16 protein-coding genes are annotated in these 16,486 nt (G+C 66.3%); 5 read left to right on the forward strand and 11 right to left on the reverse strand.

The window, feature by feature from the left end; translation table 11 throughout:
- Positions 1 to 25: 25 nt before the first annotated feature.
- From AC3WON_RS04350 to AC3WON_RS04375, 6 genes are all read right to left on the reverse strand, one after another.
- Positions 26 to 1,306: a glutamate-5-semialdehyde dehydrogenase gene (locus AC3WON_RS04350; protein ID WP_492351207.1), complete on the reverse strand. Its 1,281-nt coding sequence runs from the start codon at positions 1,304 to 1,306 to the stop codon at positions 26 to 28.
- Positions 1,307 to 1,394: 88 nt separating this feature from the next.
- Complete coding sequence (gene holA / locus AC3WON_RS04355; protein ID WP_492351208.1) at positions 1,395 to 2,453, reverse strand: DNA polymerase III subunit delta; 1,059 nt, start codon at positions 2,451 to 2,453, stop codon at positions 1,395 to 1,397.
- 7 nt (positions 2,454 to 2,460) lie between these two features.
- Positions 2,461 to 2,976, reverse strand: coding sequence for an LPS-assembly lipoprotein LptE (locus AC3WON_RS04360; protein ID WP_340522111.1), 516 nt, complete (start codon positions 2,974 to 2,976; stop codon positions 2,461 to 2,463).
- Positions 2,977 to 3,010: 34 nt separating this feature from the next.
- Complete coding sequence (gene leuS, locus AC3WON_RS04365) at positions 3,011 to 5,632, reverse strand: leucine--tRNA ligase (protein WP_492351209.1); 2,622 nt, start codon at positions 5,630 to 5,632, stop codon at positions 3,011 to 3,013.
- Positions 5,633 to 5,814: 182 nt separating this feature from the next.
- Positions 5,815 to 6,612, reverse strand: coding sequence for a 4-hydroxy-tetrahydrodipicolinate reductase (dapB, locus tag AC3WON_RS04370; RefSeq protein ID WP_492351210.1), 798 nt, complete (start codon positions 6,610 to 6,612; stop codon positions 5,815 to 5,817).
- 111 nt (positions 6,613 to 6,723) lie between these two features.
- The gene (locus tag AC3WON_RS04375; RefSeq protein WP_492320280.1) at positions 6,724 to 7,365 is read right to left on the reverse strand and encodes an outer membrane protein assembly factor BamE; all 642 of its coding nucleotides are present in this window, start codon (positions 7,363 to 7,365) and stop codon (positions 6,724 to 6,726) included.
- 245 nt (positions 7,366 to 7,610) lie between these two features.
- Here AC3WON_RS04375 and fur point away from each other — a divergent pair, with 245 nt between their 5' ends.
- Positions 7,611 to 8,042, forward strand: coding sequence for a ferric iron uptake transcriptional regulator (gene fur / locus AC3WON_RS04380; RefSeq protein ID WP_010813212.1), 432 nt, complete (start codon positions 7,611 to 7,613; stop codon positions 8,040 to 8,042).
- Positions 8,043 to 8,135: 93 nt separating this feature from the next.
- On the opposite strand, the gene AC3WON_RS04385 is transcribed toward fur, so the two are convergent.
- Positions 8,136 to 9,131: a LysR family transcriptional regulator gene (locus AC3WON_RS04385; protein WP_492320281.1), complete on the reverse strand. Its 996-nt coding sequence runs from the start codon at positions 9,129 to 9,131 to the stop codon at positions 8,136 to 8,138.
- A 296-nt stretch (positions 9,132 to 9,427) separates the two neighbouring features.
- Here AC3WON_RS04385 and AC3WON_RS04390 point away from each other — a divergent pair, with 296 nt between their 5' ends.
- A complete protein-coding gene (locus AC3WON_RS04390; protein ID WP_492320282.1) occupies positions 9,428 to 10,039 on the forward strand; it encodes a flavin reductase family protein in 612 nt (203 codons plus the stop codon).
- Positions 10,040 to 10,108: 69 nt separating this feature from the next.
- On the opposite strand, the gene gap is transcribed toward AC3WON_RS04390, so the two are convergent.
- Both gap and tkt read right to left on the reverse strand, forming a co-directional pair.
- Entirely contained in the window at positions 10,109 to 11,107 is a 999-nt protein-coding gene (gene gap, locus AC3WON_RS04395) for a type I glyceraldehyde-3-phosphate dehydrogenase (RefSeq protein ID WP_492320283.1), read from the reverse strand.
- A gap of 84 nt (positions 11,108 to 11,191) precedes the next feature.
- Entirely contained in the window at positions 11,192 to 13,225 is a 2,034-nt protein-coding gene (gene tkt / locus AC3WON_RS04400) for a transketolase (protein WP_492351211.1), read from the reverse strand.
- A 320-nt stretch (positions 13,226 to 13,545) separates the two neighbouring features.
- Here tkt and AC3WON_RS04405 point away from each other — a divergent pair, with 320 nt between their 5' ends.
- From AC3WON_RS04405 to AC3WON_RS04415, 3 genes are read left to right on the forward strand one after another with little or no spacing between them, the layout of a single operon-like run.
- A complete protein-coding gene (locus AC3WON_RS04405; RefSeq protein WP_010813207.1) occupies positions 13,546 to 13,974 on the forward strand; it encodes a VOC family protein in 429 nt (142 codons plus the stop codon).
- Positions 13,974 to 14,726: a 16S rRNA (uracil(1498)-N(3))-methyltransferase gene (locus AC3WON_RS04410; RefSeq protein WP_492320285.1), complete on the forward strand. Its 753-nt coding sequence runs from the start codon at positions 13,974 to 13,976 to the stop codon at positions 14,724 to 14,726. Before AC3WON_RS04405 ends, AC3WON_RS04410 begins: the two co-directional genes overlap by 1 nt.
- A gap of 59 nt (positions 14,727 to 14,785) precedes the next feature.
- Entirely contained in the window at positions 14,786 to 15,394 is a 609-nt protein-coding gene (locus AC3WON_RS04415) for a YidB family protein (RefSeq protein ID WP_492320286.1), read from the forward strand.
- 83 nt (positions 15,395 to 15,477) lie between these two features.
- Here the strand turns inward: AC3WON_RS04415 and AC3WON_RS04420 are convergent, their stop codons facing one another.
- Together AC3WON_RS04420 and AC3WON_RS04425 are read right to left on the reverse strand one after the other, a co-directional pair.
- A complete protein-coding gene (locus AC3WON_RS04420; RefSeq protein ID WP_010813204.1) occupies positions 15,478 to 16,095 on the reverse strand; it encodes a barstar family protein in 618 nt (205 codons plus the stop codon).
- The gene (locus tag AC3WON_RS04425) at positions 16,092 to 16,463 is read right to left on the reverse strand and encodes a guanyl-specific ribonuclease (protein ID WP_492320287.1); all 372 of its coding nucleotides are present in this window, start codon (positions 16,461 to 16,463) and stop codon (positions 16,092 to 16,094) included. Before AC3WON_RS04425 ends, AC3WON_RS04420 begins: the two co-directional genes overlap by 4 nt.
- Positions 16,464 to 16,486 lie beyond the last annotated feature (23 nt).

Consider the following 16,486-nt stretch of genomic DNA (forward strand, 5'->3'; position numbering starts at 1 on the left):
TGTTATTGTTGTTGGCGCGCGAGCGTCAGGTGCGGATCTCGCCGTGCCCAAAGACCACGTACTTCAGCGAGGTCAGCCCTTCCAGCCCGACCGGGCCGCGTGCATGCAGCTTGTCGTTGGAGATGCCGATCTCCGCGCCCAGGCCATACTCGAAGCCATCGGCAAAGCGGGTCGAGGCATTGATCATCACGCTGGCCGAATCGACCTCGCGGATAAAGCGCATGCCCGCCGAGTAGTTCTCGGTGATGATCGAATCGGTATGGTGCGAACCGTATTCGTTGATATGGGCGACGGCCTCGTCGAGTCCGGCCACGGTCTTGATGGCGAGGATCGGCGCCAGGTATTCCAGGCGCCAGTCCTCCTCGGCGGCATCGACCAGGCCGGCGAAGCCGGCGGCTTCCAGCGTGGCGCGGGTGGCCGGGCACACGCGCAGCTCGACGCCCTTCTCCTGGTAGATGCGGCACAGCGGCGGCAGCGCGGCGGCGGCGATGTCCTGCGACACCAGCAGCGTCTCCATGGTGTTGCACGGCGCATAGCGCTGCGTCTTGGCGTTGTCGCAGACGCGCACGGCCTTGTCCAGGTCGGCATCGGCGTCGATATAGACGTGGCAGATGCCGTCCAGGTGCTTGATCATCGGCACGCGCGCTTCTTCCATCAGCCGCGTGATCAGGCTCTTGCCGCCGCGCGGCACGATCACGTCGACGTATTCGGTCATGGTGATGAGACGGCCCACGGCGGCGCGATCGGTAGTCTCGATCACCTGCACGGCCTCGGACGGCAGGCCGGCTTCGGCCAGGCCTTCGGCCACCAGCGCGGCCAGCGCAGTGTTCGATTCGATCGCCTCGGAACCGCCGCGCAGGATGGTGGCGTTGCCCGACTTCAGGCACAGCGCCGCGGCGTCGATGGTCACGTTGGGGCGCGACTCGTAGATGATGCCGATCACGCCCAGCGGCACCCGCATCTGGCCGACCTGGATGCCGGTCGGGCGGAACTTCATGTTCGAGATCTCGCCGATCGGGTCGGCCAGCGCGGCGATCTGCTCCAGGCCCGCGGCCATGGTGGAGATGGCCTTGTCCGACAGCGTCAGGCGGTCGATGAAGGCGGCGTCCTGGCCGTTGGCGCGGGCGCGTTCAAGGTCACGCGCGTTGACCGCCTTGAGCTTGTCCGCATCGCGGCGGATGGCCGCGGCAATGGTCAGCAGCGCACGGTTCTTGTCGGCCGTGGAGGCACGCGCCATGGCGCGCGACGCGGCGCGGGCCTGGCGGCCGACGCGGTCCATGTATTGGTTGAGGTCGAGCTCGTTCATGTCAGTGGCCCTGGGGTGGTGGCCGTCAGTGTGTTTTCCGTCCCCCCGCCGCACGCGGCGGGGGAAGCAAACCTGTAGAGTTGCGCGTTCAGCGCGCGATCATCAGGGCAAGCTGCTGCAGCCCGTCCCATGGTTCCGCCGGCAGCGGGCTGCCGCCCGGTGGCGGCAGGTCCGACAGGCCCTTGACCTGGCGGTCCAGCCGCGCCGCCAGCGCCAGCGCCGCTTCCAGCCTTGGCTGCGCCAGGCGCTGCGCGGCCTGCGGCACCAGCCGCTCGCGCGGGCCCCAGACGCGCAGCTCGCGCATCAGCACACCCGCCGGCTTGCCGGCCGCCAGCCCTTGCCGGACCTTGGATAATACGCGAATTTCCTCGGTCAGCGCCCACAGCACCAGCACCGTGGCCTCGCCCTCGCCGCGCAGCCCTTCGAGCATGCGCACCAGCCGCGGCACGTCGCCAGAGAGCATCGATTCAGACAGCTTGAACACGTCATAGCGGGCCACATTCAGCACCGCATCGTGCACCTGGTCGAAGGTGAGTTCGCCGGGCGGGTACAGCAGCCCCAGCTTCTGGATTTCCTGGTGCGCCGCCAGCAGGTTGCCCTCGACCTTGTCGGCGATGAACTGCAGCGCACGCCGGCCCGGCTCGCCGCCTTCGACGCGCTGCTGCTGCAGCGACAGCCGCTCGCCGACCCAGGCCGGCAGCCGGGTGCGGTCCACGGTGTCGACCTTGATCGACACGCCGGCGCCTTCCAGCGCCTGGAACCAGGCCGACTTGGACGCGGCAAAATCCAGCCGCGGCAGCGTCACCAGCAGCACCACGTCGGGCGACGGCTGGGCGGCCACGGCGCGCAGCGCCTCGCCGCCGTCCTTGCCGGGCTTGCCCGACGGGATGCGGAGTTCAACGATCTTGCGGTCGCCAAAGAGCGACATCGACTGCTGCGCCTCGACCAGCTGGCCCCAGTGGAAGCCGCGCTCGGCCACCAGCACGTCGCGCTCGGAGAAGCCGGCTTCGCGCGCCGCGGCGCGCAGGCGGTCGACGGTTTCCAGCACCAGCAGGTGTTCGTCGCCGTGCACCACGTACAGCGGTGCCAGGCCCTTGGCCTTGGCCTGCCTCAGGTGCGCGTCGAGCCCGTCGAGCTTGAGCTGCATGCCGTGATCAGATGGCCTTGACGGCGGCCAGCCGGCGCATCAGCTGCTGCACGATATCGCGCTGCATGTCGCGGTACAGCTGCTGCTCTTCGTAGTCCTTGGCCAGCGTGTTGGCTTCGTTGTAGGTCAGGTCGCGCGTCAGCACCAGCTGCGACGGCGCGATCAGTTCCTTGCCGGCGGGGTCGCGCAGGCGGAAGGTGAAGCGCTGCGTCAGGCGGTATTCACGCACCACGCCCTCGGTCGTGATCGACAGGATCGACTTGGTGCGGGTGTCCTGCAGCACGTCCAGCAGGGCGTCGGCCTCTTTCTGGTCGGCGACGACCTGGGTGTCGGAGCCGCCGCGGATGGCGCGGCGCAGGTCCGCGCCCATCAGCGAATTGGCCGGAATCCCGATATAGAGCCGCTTGAAGGCGAAATCCGCGTTGCCGCGCATGTGGAAGCCGCAACCGGCCAGCAGGCCCGTTGCCGGCACTGCCAGCATTGCCGCGAGCACCTTGCGGCGCCCCATGTTCAGTCGCTTCATTCTTGGCGATTCCTTGTCAGGTTCCGGGGCCAGCTTACAACACCACGTTGACCAGGCGGCCGGGGACCACCACGATCTTCTTCGGCGCCTTGCCCTCGGCAAACTTGGCCACGGTCTCGCTGGCGGCGGCGGTTGCCTCGATCGCGGCGCGGTCGGCTTCGGCGGGCACGGTGATGCTGCCGCGCACCTTGCCGTTGATCTGCAGCACCAGTTCGATCTCGCTGCGCACCAGCGCGGCTTCATCGACCTGCGGCCACGGCGCGTCGAGCAGGTCGCCGGCTTCGGCGGCGTAGCCCAGCTGGTCCCACAGGCCGTGGGTGACGTGCGGCACCACCGGGTACAGCACGCGCAGCAGGATGCCGAAGCACTCGCGGCGCGCAGCCGGCGAAGCGGTCTTGGCGTCGTCCAGCGCGTTCAGCATCTTCATCGTGGCGGACACCACGGTGTTGTACTGAATGCGCTGGTAGTCGTAGTTGGCCTGCTTGAGCACGCCGTGGATCTCGCGGCGCAGGTCGGCGTCATCGGCAGTCGGCTTGCCGCCGGCGCCGTCGCGGATGGCCGCGGCATTGGCATAGCCGTAGTTCCACACGCGGCGCAGGAAGCGCGAGGCGCCCTCGACGCCCGAGCCGCTCCATTCCAGCTGCTGCTCCGGCGGCGCGGCGAACATCACGAACAGGCGCGCGGTGTCGGCGCCGTACTGGTCGATCAGCGCCTGCGGATCGATGCCGTTGTTCTTGGACTTCGACATCTTCTCGACGCCGCCGATCACCACCGGCTGGCCGTCGGCGATCAGCGTGGCGCCCACCGGGCGGCCGCGCTCGTCGGTGCGCAGGTCGACCTCGGCCGGGTTGTACCAGTGCTTCTTGCCCGACGCGTCTTCACGGTAGTAGGTCTCGTTGAGCACCATGCCCTGCGTCAGCAGGTTGGTGAAGGGCTCGTCGAACTTGACCAGGCCCAGGTCGCGCATGACCTTGGTCCAGAAGCGTGCGTACAGCAGGTGCAGGATCGCGTGCTCGATGCCGCCGATGTACTGGTCCATCGGCATCCAGTAATCGTTGCGCGCATCGACCATGGTGGCCGCATCCGGGCAGGTATAGCGCATGTAGTACCAGCACGAGTCGATGAAGGTATCCATCGTGTCGGTCTCGCGGCGCGCCGGCTTGCCGCACGACGGGCAGGTGCACTGCAGGAAGCGCGCATCCTTGGCCAGCGGGTTGCCGGTGCCGTCCGGAACCAGGTCTTCGGGCAGCACCACCGGCAGGTCTTTCTCAGGGACCGGCACCACGCCGCAGCTGTCGCAGTGGATCAGCGGGATCGGCGTACCCCAGTAGCGCTGGCGCGAGATGCCCCAGTCGCGCAGGCGCCAGGTCACCTTCTTCTCACCCAGGCCCTTGGCGCCCAGGTCGGCGGCAATGGCTTCGACCGCGGCCGGGTAGCCGAGGCCGTCGTACTTGCCGCTGTGGATGCAGGTGCCGTTTTCCTTGTCGCCGTACCATTCCTGCCAGGCTTCGGTCGAGTACGGCTGGCCCTTCACGTCGATGACTTGCTTGATCGGCAGCTTGTACTTGAGCGCGAAGGCGAAGTCGCGCTCGTCGTGCGCGGGCACGCCCATCACGGCGCCGTCGCCGTAGCTCATCAGCACGTAGTTGCCGACCCACACGTCGACCTTCTCGCCGGTCAGCGGGTGCACCACTTGCAGGCCGGTCGGCATGCCCTTCTTCTCCATGGTCGCCATGTCGGCTTCCATGACCGAGCCGTGCTTGCATTCGTCGATGAAGGCAGCCAGTTCGGGGTTGTTCAGCGCGGCGTGGGTGGCCAGCGGGTGCTCGGCGGCGACCGCGCAGAAGGTCACGCCCATGATGGTGTCGGCGCGCGTGGTGAACACGTACAGCTTGCCGTCATTGATCGGCTTGCCGTCCTCGCCCGGGATGTCGTGCGGGAACGCAAAGCGCACGCCCACGCTCTTGCCGATCCAGTTCTGCTGCATCACCTTGACGCGCTCGGGCCAGCCCAGCTGGTCCAGGTCGCCCAGCAGTTCCTCCGCATATTCGGTGATGCGCAGGTAGTACATCGGGATCTCGCGCTTTTCCACCACCGCGCCGGAGCGCCAGCCGCGGCCGTCGATGACCTGCTCGTTGGCCAGCACGGTCTGGTCGACCGGGTCCCAGTTGACGGTGCCGGTCTTGCGGTAGGCGATGCCCTTTTCCAGCATCTTCAGGAACAGCCACTGGTTCCAGCGGTAGTAGTCCGGGCTGCAGGTGGCGACTTCGCGCGACCAGTCGATCGCCAGGCCCATCGACTGCATCTGCTTCTTCATGTAAGCGATGTTGTCGTAGGTCCAGGCCGCCGGCGCCACGCCGTTGTTCAGCGCGGCGTTCTCGGCCGGCATGCCGAAGGCGTCCCAGCCCATCGGCATCAGCACGTTGTTGCCGTTCATGCGCAGGTAGCGCGCCATCACGTCGTTGATGGTGTAGTTGCGCACGTGGCCCATGTGCAGCTTGCCCGACGGATACGGCAGCATCGAGCAGGCGTAGAACTTGGGCTTTTCCTTGCCGTCGGCCCCGGCCGCATGCTCCGACACGCGATAGGCGTCGATGGCTTGCCAGTGCTGCTGGGCGGCTTGTTCAACGGCGGAAGGAAGGTATTTGTCTTGCATGGTCGGGACAGCAGTCAGGACAACGTTTGCGCGGCAACTGGCCTGCCGGCATCCGGGGGAATCGTTGGAATGAGAGCAGCGGGCGCGCCGCTTGCGCGGCGCCCGCCGGGCGTGCAATGCGAAAGAAGACGATTATAACCGTGGCGGCAGGCCAGTTTCGGCCCTGCGCGCCCCGCGGCGCCTTACTTCAGGCCCAGCACGTCCTGCATGTCGAACAGGCCGTTGGGCTTGTCGGCGAGGAAACGGGCGGCGCGCACGGCACCGTCGGCATACGACTGGCGGCTGGACGACTTGTGGCTGATCTCGATGCGCTCGCCGATGCCGGCGAACATCACGGTGTGGTCGCCGACGATATCGCCGCCGCGCACGGTGGCAAAACCGATCGAGTTGGGATCGCGCTCGCCGGTGTGGCCTTCGCGGGCATAGACGGCACAGGTCTTGAGGTCGCGGCCAAGCGCATCGGCAATCACTTCACCCATCTTCAGCGCGGTGCCCGACGGGGCGTCGACCTTGAAGCGGTGGTGCGCCTCGATCACTTCGATGTCATAGCCGGTCGACAGCAGCCTGGCGGCCACTTCCAGCAGCTTGAAGGTGGCGTTGACGCCGACGCTGAAGTTGGCGGCGAAGACGATGCCGATCGACCTGGCGGCCTCGGCCAGCGCGGCCTTGCCGGCCTCGTCGAAGCCGGTGGTGCCGATCACCATTTTCACGCCCAGCTTCTTCGCCGCGGCCACGTGGGCCAGCGTGCCTTCGGGGCGGGTGAAGTCGATCAGGCAGTCCGCGCCGGCCAGCACCGCTTCCACATCGGAACTGATCGCCACGCCGGTCTGCCGGCCCAGCAGCAGGCCCGCATCCTGTCCTAGCGCCGGCGAGCCCGGCACGTCGAGCGCGCCCGCCAGGCTCACGCCCTCGGTGTTCAGCACTTGTTCGATCAGCATGCGGCCCATGCGGCCCGATGCGCCTGCAGTGGCGATGTTCATGGTGTCTGGCTCAGCGGAATATGCGCAATGCGCGGAAAGTGATCGAGCCGGCCATGCCTGACCGGCCCGGAAAACTGATGGCGCGCCGCCGCCGGCGCGCCGTGCGGCCGATCAGTTGGCGGCCGGTTTGGGGGCTTCGGCCGGCGCGGGGGCCTGGGCCGGCGCCGCTGCCTCGGCGGGAGCGGCCGGCGATGCCGCAGCGGCGGGTGCCGCTTCCGGCTGCTGCGCCTGCCGCGGCACAAAGTTCTCTACCGTGGTCTGCGCTTCGGCCGGGGCGGCCGCGGCGGCTGCCGCGCCGGTGGAGATCTTGCCCGGCGTCTGGTCCTTCAGCGCCTTTTTCATGCCGTCGATCTCGGCAATCAGCTCATACTCGGACGGCAGTTCATCGCCGCCGAACTTGACCAGCCGGTCGCCTTCGAAAAACACCGTATAGCGGCGCTGCTGCACCACGGGGGTGTTGCCGCGGCGGAACGAGAACACATAGTCCCAGCGGTCGGCGTGGAACACGTCATTCAGCAGCGGCGTGCCGAGCAGGAACTTGACCTGGTCGCGCGTCATGCCTTCGCGCAGTTGCGATACGGCCTCGCGCGAGACGAAATTGCCCTGCACGATGTTGATCCGGTACGGCGTGATGGCGTTGGCTACCTTGCGCGAGGTGGAATCGTAGGCTGAGCAGGCGCCGGCCAGCAGGGCCGCGGCCAGCAGGGAGACAACCAGCGTCGGGCGCATGGCGGACGAACGGATAGAACGCATGTATCTCGCTTCCGGGAGGGAAAGAAAAGTACCGCGGCAAGGTACTGCAAAGCGGGCACAAAAACGGCGCAATATGCGCCGATTGCACCACACACGCCTGTTGCGCCTGCCGCGACAACCACATGGGACGGCAACCGTGCCGGGCGCGTGACGTCGACCTGGGACATCACTACCGCGAGCGACTTTTGCTGCCAAAACCCTTATGATTCAACTATCCAGTCATTGTACTCTAGGGAGTCACCCACATGCCGAGTCCGGCGGACCTCAAGAACATCGGCCTGAAGGCGACCGTGCCCAGGCTGAAGATTCTTGAAATTTTTCAGACCAGTGAACAGCGGCACCTGAGCGCGGAAGACGTCTACCGTATCCTGCTGAACGAGCATATGGATATCGGCCTGGCCACCGTCTACCGCGTGCTGACCCAGTTCGAGCAGGCAGGCCTGCTCTCGCGCAACAACTTTGAATCCGGCAAGGCGATTTTCGAACTCAACGAAGGCAAGCACCATGACCACCTGGTGTGCCTCGACTGCGGCCGCGTCGAGGAGTTCTTCGACTCTGAAATCGAGCACCGCCAGCAAAGCATTGCGCGCGAGCGCGGCTTTACGCTGCAGGAACATGCACTGTCGCTGTACGGCAACTGCACCAAAACAGACTGTCCCCACAGACCCAAACGATAAGCCTGCACGCTCCAGCGCGGAGCGCAGACGGGCAACAAAAAACCGGCGCCAGGCGCCGGTTTTTTGTTTCGACTGCTCGCCGCAGGATGCTGCTCAGGGCGCCTGCAGGTCCTGCAGGTCCTGTTCGGTGACCACCCGTGCCGGGCGTGCCGGCGGCAGTCCGACAAACTCGCCCACTACCTGGCGGAACAGGTTGCGCGCCCACACCAGCATCGGATGGGTGTTGCGGCTGCGGTGCCAGAACATGTTCAGGCCGAGCGTGGTGTTCAGTTCCGACGGCAGCGGGAAGGCCTTCAGGCCATAGGTCTCGCAGGCCATGTCCTTGGTCAGCGCATTGACGGTGAAGATCATGTCGGTCTGCGAGGCCAGTTCGGCCTGGGCACGCCATGAATGTACCGTCAGCGTCGCATTGCGCTTGAGCCCGCGCTGCTGCAGCGCGTAGTCGAGCGGAATCAGCGACGGCGCCGGGCGGCCGGAGCCGCCGGAATGCGCCATGAAAATATGGCCGCAATCCAGGTATTGCTCCAGCGAGCAGTGGTTCTTGAGCACCGGATGGCTCTTGCGCGCGCAAACCCACAGGTTCAGAGACGTCACCATTTCCTCGACGATTTCCGGGTGGCGGGTCGGGAACGGCGAAAAGGCCAGGTCAAGTTCGTTGGCGCGCATCGAGGCGACGTCCGTTTCCCATGAATGGGATTCGACCAGCTTGATATGCAGGTCCGGCGCCAGCTGCTTGATACGCAGCACAAAACGGTTGAATACCGTGTCGCCCAGCTCGGCGGCAAAGCCGATGCTCAGCGTGCCGGTGGCAGTGGCCGGATCAAAATTGTCGGCATCGCCCTCGTTGATCGACGACCACAAGTCCAGCATGTCGCGGATCTTCGGCCCCAGTTCCAGCGCACGCGGCGTTGGCGTCAGGCCATGCGGGACGCGAATGAAGAGCGGATCGTCAAAGATTTCACGCAGCCTGCCCAGCGAGTGCGATACGGCCGGTGCGGTCATATGCATCTTTTCCGCTACATAAGTTGCGTTTCGCTTGCTCAGTAGTTCGGTGAAGATCACTAAAAGCTTCGTGTCTACGTTCACCATGATCAGGCCTCGGTCGGATTATTCTTAGCTAGATGGCCCCACCACTTGCACTGGCTGCACATCAGATTTCAACGGCGTCTTAATAGTGTAAGAGGAAAAAACAAGCTCGGAAAGCAAATTCGGCATTTCTGAAATGGCCGTCTACGCCATATTTCTGAAAAATTGCGCTCTTTTTCCACTATTGACCGCATATGTGAACATTTCCCGCGCCGCAACATGCACTCGTGCATCGGGGTATAGTGGATCCGCCGTTCCCATTTTTATCATTCTTTTCTGACGGCTCGATCCCGGCCATCATGCCTGAACATTTCCGCCTGCCCGTACCACTCCCGAAAGCCTACCGCTTGCTGAACCACGGCCCCACCGTGCTGGTCAGCGCCGCCGCCGGCGGCAAGCGCAATATCATGGCCGCCGCCTGGGCCATGCCGCTCGACTTCGCTCCGCCCAAGGTGGCAGTGGTGCTGGACAAGAGCACCTGGACCCGGCGCCTGCTGGAAGACAGCGGCGAGTTCGTACTGCAGGTCCCTACCGTCAGCCAGGTCGACCTGACCGAGGCGCTGGGCTCGAGCTCGGGCCTGGCACTGATGGAGCAGGAAGGCACCGACAAGTTCGACGCCTACGGCCTCGACACCTTTGCCGGCACGGCAGTGGGCGCGCCGCTGCTGGAGGGCTGCGCGGCCTGGCTGGAATGCCGGCTGCTGCCGGAGCCGGCCACGCAGCAGACCTACGACCTGTTCCTTGGCGAAGTCGTGGCCGCGCAGGCGGACTCGCGCGTGTTCAGCAACGGGCGCTGGCATTTCAACGGCCATGATGCGCTGCGCACCATCCACCACGTGGCTGGCGGCCATTTCCTGGTGGACGGCGACGCAATCGACGCGCGCCCGCTGGCGCCCCGCCCGGCTGGCTGAATATCACAGCGCCGGAAAATGAAAAACGCGCCCGAAGGCGCGTTTTTCATTACCGCGGAAGCTGCCGGATTACTTGGCCGCGACGCGGACCATTTCCAGCACCTTGTTCGAGTAGCCCCACTCGTTGTCGTACCAGCTCACGACCTTGATGAAGGTGCCGTCCAGCGCGATGCCGGCTTCGGCGTCGAAGATCGAGGTGCGGGCGTCGCCGCGGAAGTCGGTGGCGACGACCTTGTCTTCGGTGTAGCCCAGCACGCCCTTGAGCGCACCCTGGCTCTGGGCCTTCATCTCGGCGCAGATTTCTTCGTACGTCGCCGGCTTTTCCAGTTCGACGGTCAGGTCGACCACGGACACGTCCGAGGTCGGCACGCGGAACGACATGCCGGTCAGCTTCTTGTTCAGCTGCGGAATCACCACGCCCACGGCCTTGGCGGCGCCGGTCGACGACGGGATGATGTTTTCCAGGATGCCGCGGCCGCCGCGCCAGTCCTTGTTGGACGGCCCGTCAACGGTCTTCTGGGTGGCGGTGGCAGCGTGCACGGTGGTCATCAGGCCGCGCTTGATGCCCCACTTGTCGTTCAGCACCTTGGCCACCGGTGCCAGGCAGTTGGTGGTGCAGCTGGCGTTGGAGATGATCGCCTCGCCCTTGTACGATTCGTGGTTCACGCCGTACACGAACATCGGGGTGTCGTCCTTGGACGGAGCCGACATGATCACCTTCTTCGCGCCCGCGTCGAGGTGCTTCTGCGCGCCTTCCTTGGTCAGGAAGATGCCGGTCGACTCGACCACCACGTCGGCGCCGATCTCGCCCCACTTCAGCTCGGCCGGATCCTTGACCGCGGTCAGGCGGATCTTCTTGCCGTTGACGACCAGGGTGTTGCCGTCGACCGACACTTCGCCGTCGAAGCGGCCATGCACCGAGTCGTACTTCAGCATGTACGCCAGGTAGTCGGGCTCCAGCAGGTCGTTGATGCCAACGACTTCGATGTCCTTGAAGTTGGCGACTGCGGCGCGGAACACCATGCGTCCGATGCGGCCGAAGCCGTTGATGCCGATCTTGATGGTCATGACTGTCTCTCCTGAGGATCGATTGAAACCGGTGGGCGCCGCACCGGCCGCGCGGCGCACCACGCGGCTCCAGCGCCCGGATGCTTAGATAAGGGTGTCCTTTACCGTTCGGACAACGTTGTCGACGGTAAAGCCGAAGTGCTTGAACAGCACGCCGGCCGGGGCCGATTCACCGAAGGTGTCGATGCCCACCACCGCCTGGACCTGGTACTTCCACCAGAAGTCCGTCACACCCGCCTCGACCGCCACGCGCGGCACGCCGGCCGGCAGCACGCTGGCCTTGTAGGCGGTGTCCTGCTTGTCGAACACGGTGGTCGCAGGGATCGAGACCACGCGCACGTGCACGCCTTCGGCGGCCAGTGCATCGGCGGCGCCGACGGCCAGGCCGACTTCCGAGCCGGTAGCCAGGATCACGGCGTCCGGACGGTTGGTCTTCGGGTTGACGCTGTCGCGCAGCACGTAGCCGCCGCGCGCGATATTGGCACGGGTGACGTCGTCGCGGCGCTGGAACGGCAGGTTCTGGCGGCTGAAGATCAGGCAGCTCGGGCCGTTCTCGCGGCGGATCGACTCGGCCCAGGCCACGGCGGTCTCGGTGGTGTCGGCGGTGCGCCAGACATCCATGTTCGGGATCAGGCGCAGGCTGGCGACGTGCTCGATCGACTGGTGGGTCGGGCCGTCTTCGCCCAGGCCGATCGAGTCATGGGTGAACACGAACAGCGAGCGGATCTTCATCAGCGCCGCCATGCGCAGCGCATTGCGGCTGTAGTCCGAGAAGGTCAGGAAGGTGGCGCCGTAGGGGATGTAGCCGCCATGCAGCGTGATGCCGTTCATGACGGCGCTCATGCCGAACTCGCGCACGCCGTAGTTGATATGGTTGCCCCAGGCATCCACGCGCACGGCCTGGCTGCCCGACCAGTTGGTCAGGTTCGAGCCGGTCAGGTCGGCCGAGCCGCCGAGGAACTCGGGCAGCACCGGGCCGAAGGCCTCGATGGTGTTCTGGCTGGCCTTGCGGGTGGCGATGGTCTCTGCCTTTTCCTCGCACTTGGCGATAAAGGCTTCAACGGCGGCGTCGAAGGAACCCGGCAGCTCGCCCTTCATGCGGCGGCGGAACTCGCCGGCCTCATACGGGTGGCGCTCGGCGTACGAATCGAATAGCGCGTTCCAGGCACGCTCCAGCGCCTGGCCGTTGGCCTTGGCGTCCCAGGCGTCGTAGACCTCGGCCGGCACTTCGAACGGGGCGTGGGCCCAGCCCAGCGCCTCGCGCGTGGCCAGCACTTCGGCGCCGCCCAGCGGGGCGCCGTGCACGTCGTGGCCGCCTTCCTTGTTCGGGGCGCCCTTGCCGATCTTGGTGCGGCAGCAGATCAGGGTCGGCTTGTCGCTGGCCTTGGCCTGCGAGATCGCCATGTCGACGGCGGTCACGTCATGGCCGTCGATGCCGCGGATCACGTTCCAGCCGTAGGCTTCGAAACGCTTCGGGGTATCGTCGTTGAACCAGTGCACCACGTCGCCGTCAATCGAGATGCCGTTGTCGTCCCACAGTGCGATCAGCTTGTTCAGCTTCAGCGTGCCGGCCAGCGAGCAGGCCTCGTGGCTGATGCCTTCCATCAGGCAGCCATCGCCCAGGAACACATAGGTGTGGTGATTGACGATGTCGTAGCCGGGGCGGTTGAATTCTTCACCCAGCAGGCGTTCGGCCAGCGCCATGCCGACTGCATTGGTGATGCCCTGGCCGAGCGGGCCGGTGGTGGTTTCCACGCCCGGGGTGATGCCGTATTCCGGGTGGCCGGCGGTCTTGCTGTGCAGCTGGCGGAAATTCTTCAGTTCTTCCACCGGCAGCTCATAGCCGGTCAGGTGCAAGAGCGAATAGATCAGCATCGAGCCGTGGCCGTTGGACAGCACAAAGCGGTCGCGGTCGGCCCACTGGGGGTTGATCGGGTTGTGCTTCAGGTGCCGGCCCCACAGCGCCACGGCGATGTCTGCCATGCCCATCGGTGCACCGGGGTGGCCGGAATTGGCCTGCTGGACGGCGTCCATGGCAAGCACGCGGATGGCGTCGGCCATCAGCTTGGCGGGCTGGGAAGCAAAAGGGCTTGTGGCGGGATGGGCAAGGGCGGACATGCGGGCGGTCTTGGACGTGAGCGGGCGTGAGCCTGACGGTGACGGCAGGAAAACCGCAATTTTAGCAGAAGCTAGGGGGTTTTCCGGACTCCCGGACAGCCCCCGCGGCGCAGTCCGCGCGATCACCGCAGGCCGCCTGGCACGGCCCCGCCCCCGGCACCGGAACTATCCAGGCCCTGACATGCCTGATGCTTCACCCCGACAGCGCCAGCTTCGCCGCTGCGCCGCACTTCGACAGCGTAGCGCGGCACGCGTAAGATGCACTATCGCACCGCGCGGCACGCCAGCCGCGCCGGGTTTCCCGCACTCAGGAGACGATCATGACCAGACCGGCCAACACCCCCTGGCTCACCCCCTACCTGACCGTCGCCAACGGGCGCGCCGCACTGGACTTCTACAGCCGCGCCTTCGGCTTCACCGCCGGCAACGTGGTCGACGAAAACGGCGTGCCGACCCATGCCGAGATGCATTACCAGGGCCAACTGGTGGTGATGTTCGCGCCCGAGGGCGCCTGGGGCAGCACCGCGCGCACGCCGCGCTCGCTGGGCGTCGAGTGCCCGCAGACCTTCTATGTCTATTGCGACGATGTCGACGCCATGCACCAGCGCGCGGTCGACGCCGGCGCGGTCAGCCTGATGGCGCCGGCCGACCAGTTCTGGGGCGACCGCTACTGCATGGTCGAAGATCCCGACGGCTACCGCTGGGGCTTCGGCAAGCCGCTGGAACAGGCAGCAGGCCAGGCAAGCTGATGGCACCACGCTTCTTCGTCGGCGGCACCGATACCGTCCTGGCCGCCGAATCCGATTTCCCGCTGCCCGAGCCGGTGGTACGCCACGCGCAGGTGCTGCGCCTGGCGCCGGGCGACGCCATGACGCTGTTCGACGGCCGCGGCGGCAGCCACGCGGCCACGCTGGTCGAGCTGGGCAAGCGCCACGCGCTGGCGCGCATCGGCGCGCATGACGCGGCCGAAGCCGAGCCGCCCTTCCGTGTCACGCTGGCCCAGGGCCTGGCCGGCGGCGACAAGATGGACTGGCTGATCGAAAAGGCAGTCGAACTGGGCGTCACGGCAATCCAGCCGCTGCAGGCCAGCCGCTCGGTGGTGCGCCTGTCGGGCGAGCGCGCGCACAAGCGCCACGCGCACTGGCAGGCGCTGGTGCAGGCCGCCTGCGAGCAATGCGGCCGCAATCGCTTGCCGGAGGTTGCGCCGGTCGCTAACTTTGAGACATGGCTGGCGCAGTCCGCGGCTGGCGGTGCCAGGCTGCTGGTATCGCCGCGCGCCACGCACTCGCTGCCAGCGTTCATCGCCGAACAGCGCGAAACCTTGCTGGCCGGCGGCGTCACGCTGCTGATCGGCCCCGAAGGCGGCCTGGCGCCCGAGGAAGAGCAGGCGGCAAGACAGGCGGGTTTCACCGGCGTGTCGCTCGGCCCCCGCATCCTGCGCACTGAAACCGCCGGGCTGGCATGCCTGGCAACCCTTAACGCCTTGCTTGGCGGATTCTGACGACGGCGGCCATCCGGTCATCGCGTCAACCTTGCAACCCTGACTGAAAGGAGTCGACCATGGGACTACTCGATAGCGTGCTGGGCGGTGTGCTCGGACAACTCGGCGGCGCGCGTGGCGAGGCAGGCAGTACCGGAGGGCTCGACCCCAAGCTGATGATGGCGCTTGGTCTGCTGGCAACGCTGGCCATGCGCGGCCGCGGGCAAGCCGGCGATGCGGCGCCTGTCGATGATGGCCTGGGCGGACTGGGCAGCCTCGGCGGGCTGCTGGGCGGCATGCTCGGCGGCGGCGGTGCCGGCGCTGCGCCCGGCGGCGCCACCGGCGGCCTGGACCTTGGCTCGCTGCTCGGCGGCCTGCTTGGCGGCCAGGGTGGCGCGCCGGCCAACAGCCAGGCACTGGGCGCGGCCGCCGGCGGCATCGGCGCGCTGCAGCAGATCCTGGCGCAGGCCGGGCTGGGCGAACAGGTGAACTCGTGGATCGGCAGCGGCGCCAACCAGCCGGTCACGCCGTCGGCGCTGAGCAGCGCGCTGGGCGACACCGGCGCGCTCGAATCGCTGGCACAGACCACCGGCATGTCGCAGGACGACGTGGCCGCGCAACTGAGCGAAGGGCTGCCGGAGCTGATCGACCGCCTCACGCCCCATGGCCATCTGCCGGCGCAGGCATAAGACCAGCACCTCGCCGGAAAGCAAAAAGCCCGCAATTGCGGGCTTTTTGCTTGATTCGCCTTGCAAGGGCTCAGGCAGTGCGCTCAGGCGAACGAATAAAACACCCGGAACTGCACCTTGCGCTCGCCCCAGAACTCGGCGGCGTCGCGGAATACGTCGAGCAGCACCTCGCGCCCTTCCTTGTCGAACTTCTGCGCAATCGGCAGTCCTTCCAGCACGATCACAAAGCCCGGCTGCGGGCCGGCCTTGTAGATCATGTCGGTCAGGCAGTCAGCCAGCGCGTCGAAGTTCTTGCCGAAGTGCTTCGGAAAGGTGAACGACGTGGCGATGGTTTCCAGGACCTCCGCCTTGCTCGCGCAATGGGCGCAATTGGCATAGAGGAAATGCTGCCCGAGATCGGCGGCCGCCTGGGCCAGCTCAGGCACGCGGAAGGCGCGGATCGACTGGACGATGTTCGGACGCACCGTCTTGAACAGGTTCATGGCCCCCTCGCTGGTGCCGTCGTTCCAACCGGGACCAGCGGGCATGGCCACGGGCGCGGTCGCGGGCGGGAGTTTTTGCATGAGCTCCTGGCTCGGCATCATCAGCACGTTGTCGTATAGGTTCTGGGCCTGCTGCTGAGCCCGCTGCCAGCCATCTCCGGCGCCGCGCTCTTCGCGGGCGGCAAGGGCGTCGCCCAATCCGAAAATGTCAGTCATCATTTGAGTATCCGTTTGAAGCTGTTGTAGTGATCTTCCGTGTAGTAACAATCGTTGGCAGCGCGTTGTTCCCCGCCGCAGACGATCCGCTTGGCTCCCCGGTTCCGGCTCCTGGCGCTCTTGACCGTGTATTCGCGGTAATACCCGCGTTCACGTTGAGGCAGGATGCGTTCGTAGTTGCCGAATCTCGATCCGTCCTTTTCATACAGGAACGGGCCGCCGGCTTCGATGCGCTCCAAGGTCTGCCGTGCATCGTTGGGCAACTGCTGCACTGCAATGGTTCCCATCCCTTCGGTCTGCGCCTGCCGCGCCAGCGTCGGCTGCGCCAGGGCCAGCACCAGCGCCGCGCCGGTCATGGACCGGGCCAGCATGCGCGTTGCGTGCCGCATCAGAG

It is taken from the genome of Cupriavidus sp. FW305-46 (assembly GCF_058787075.1).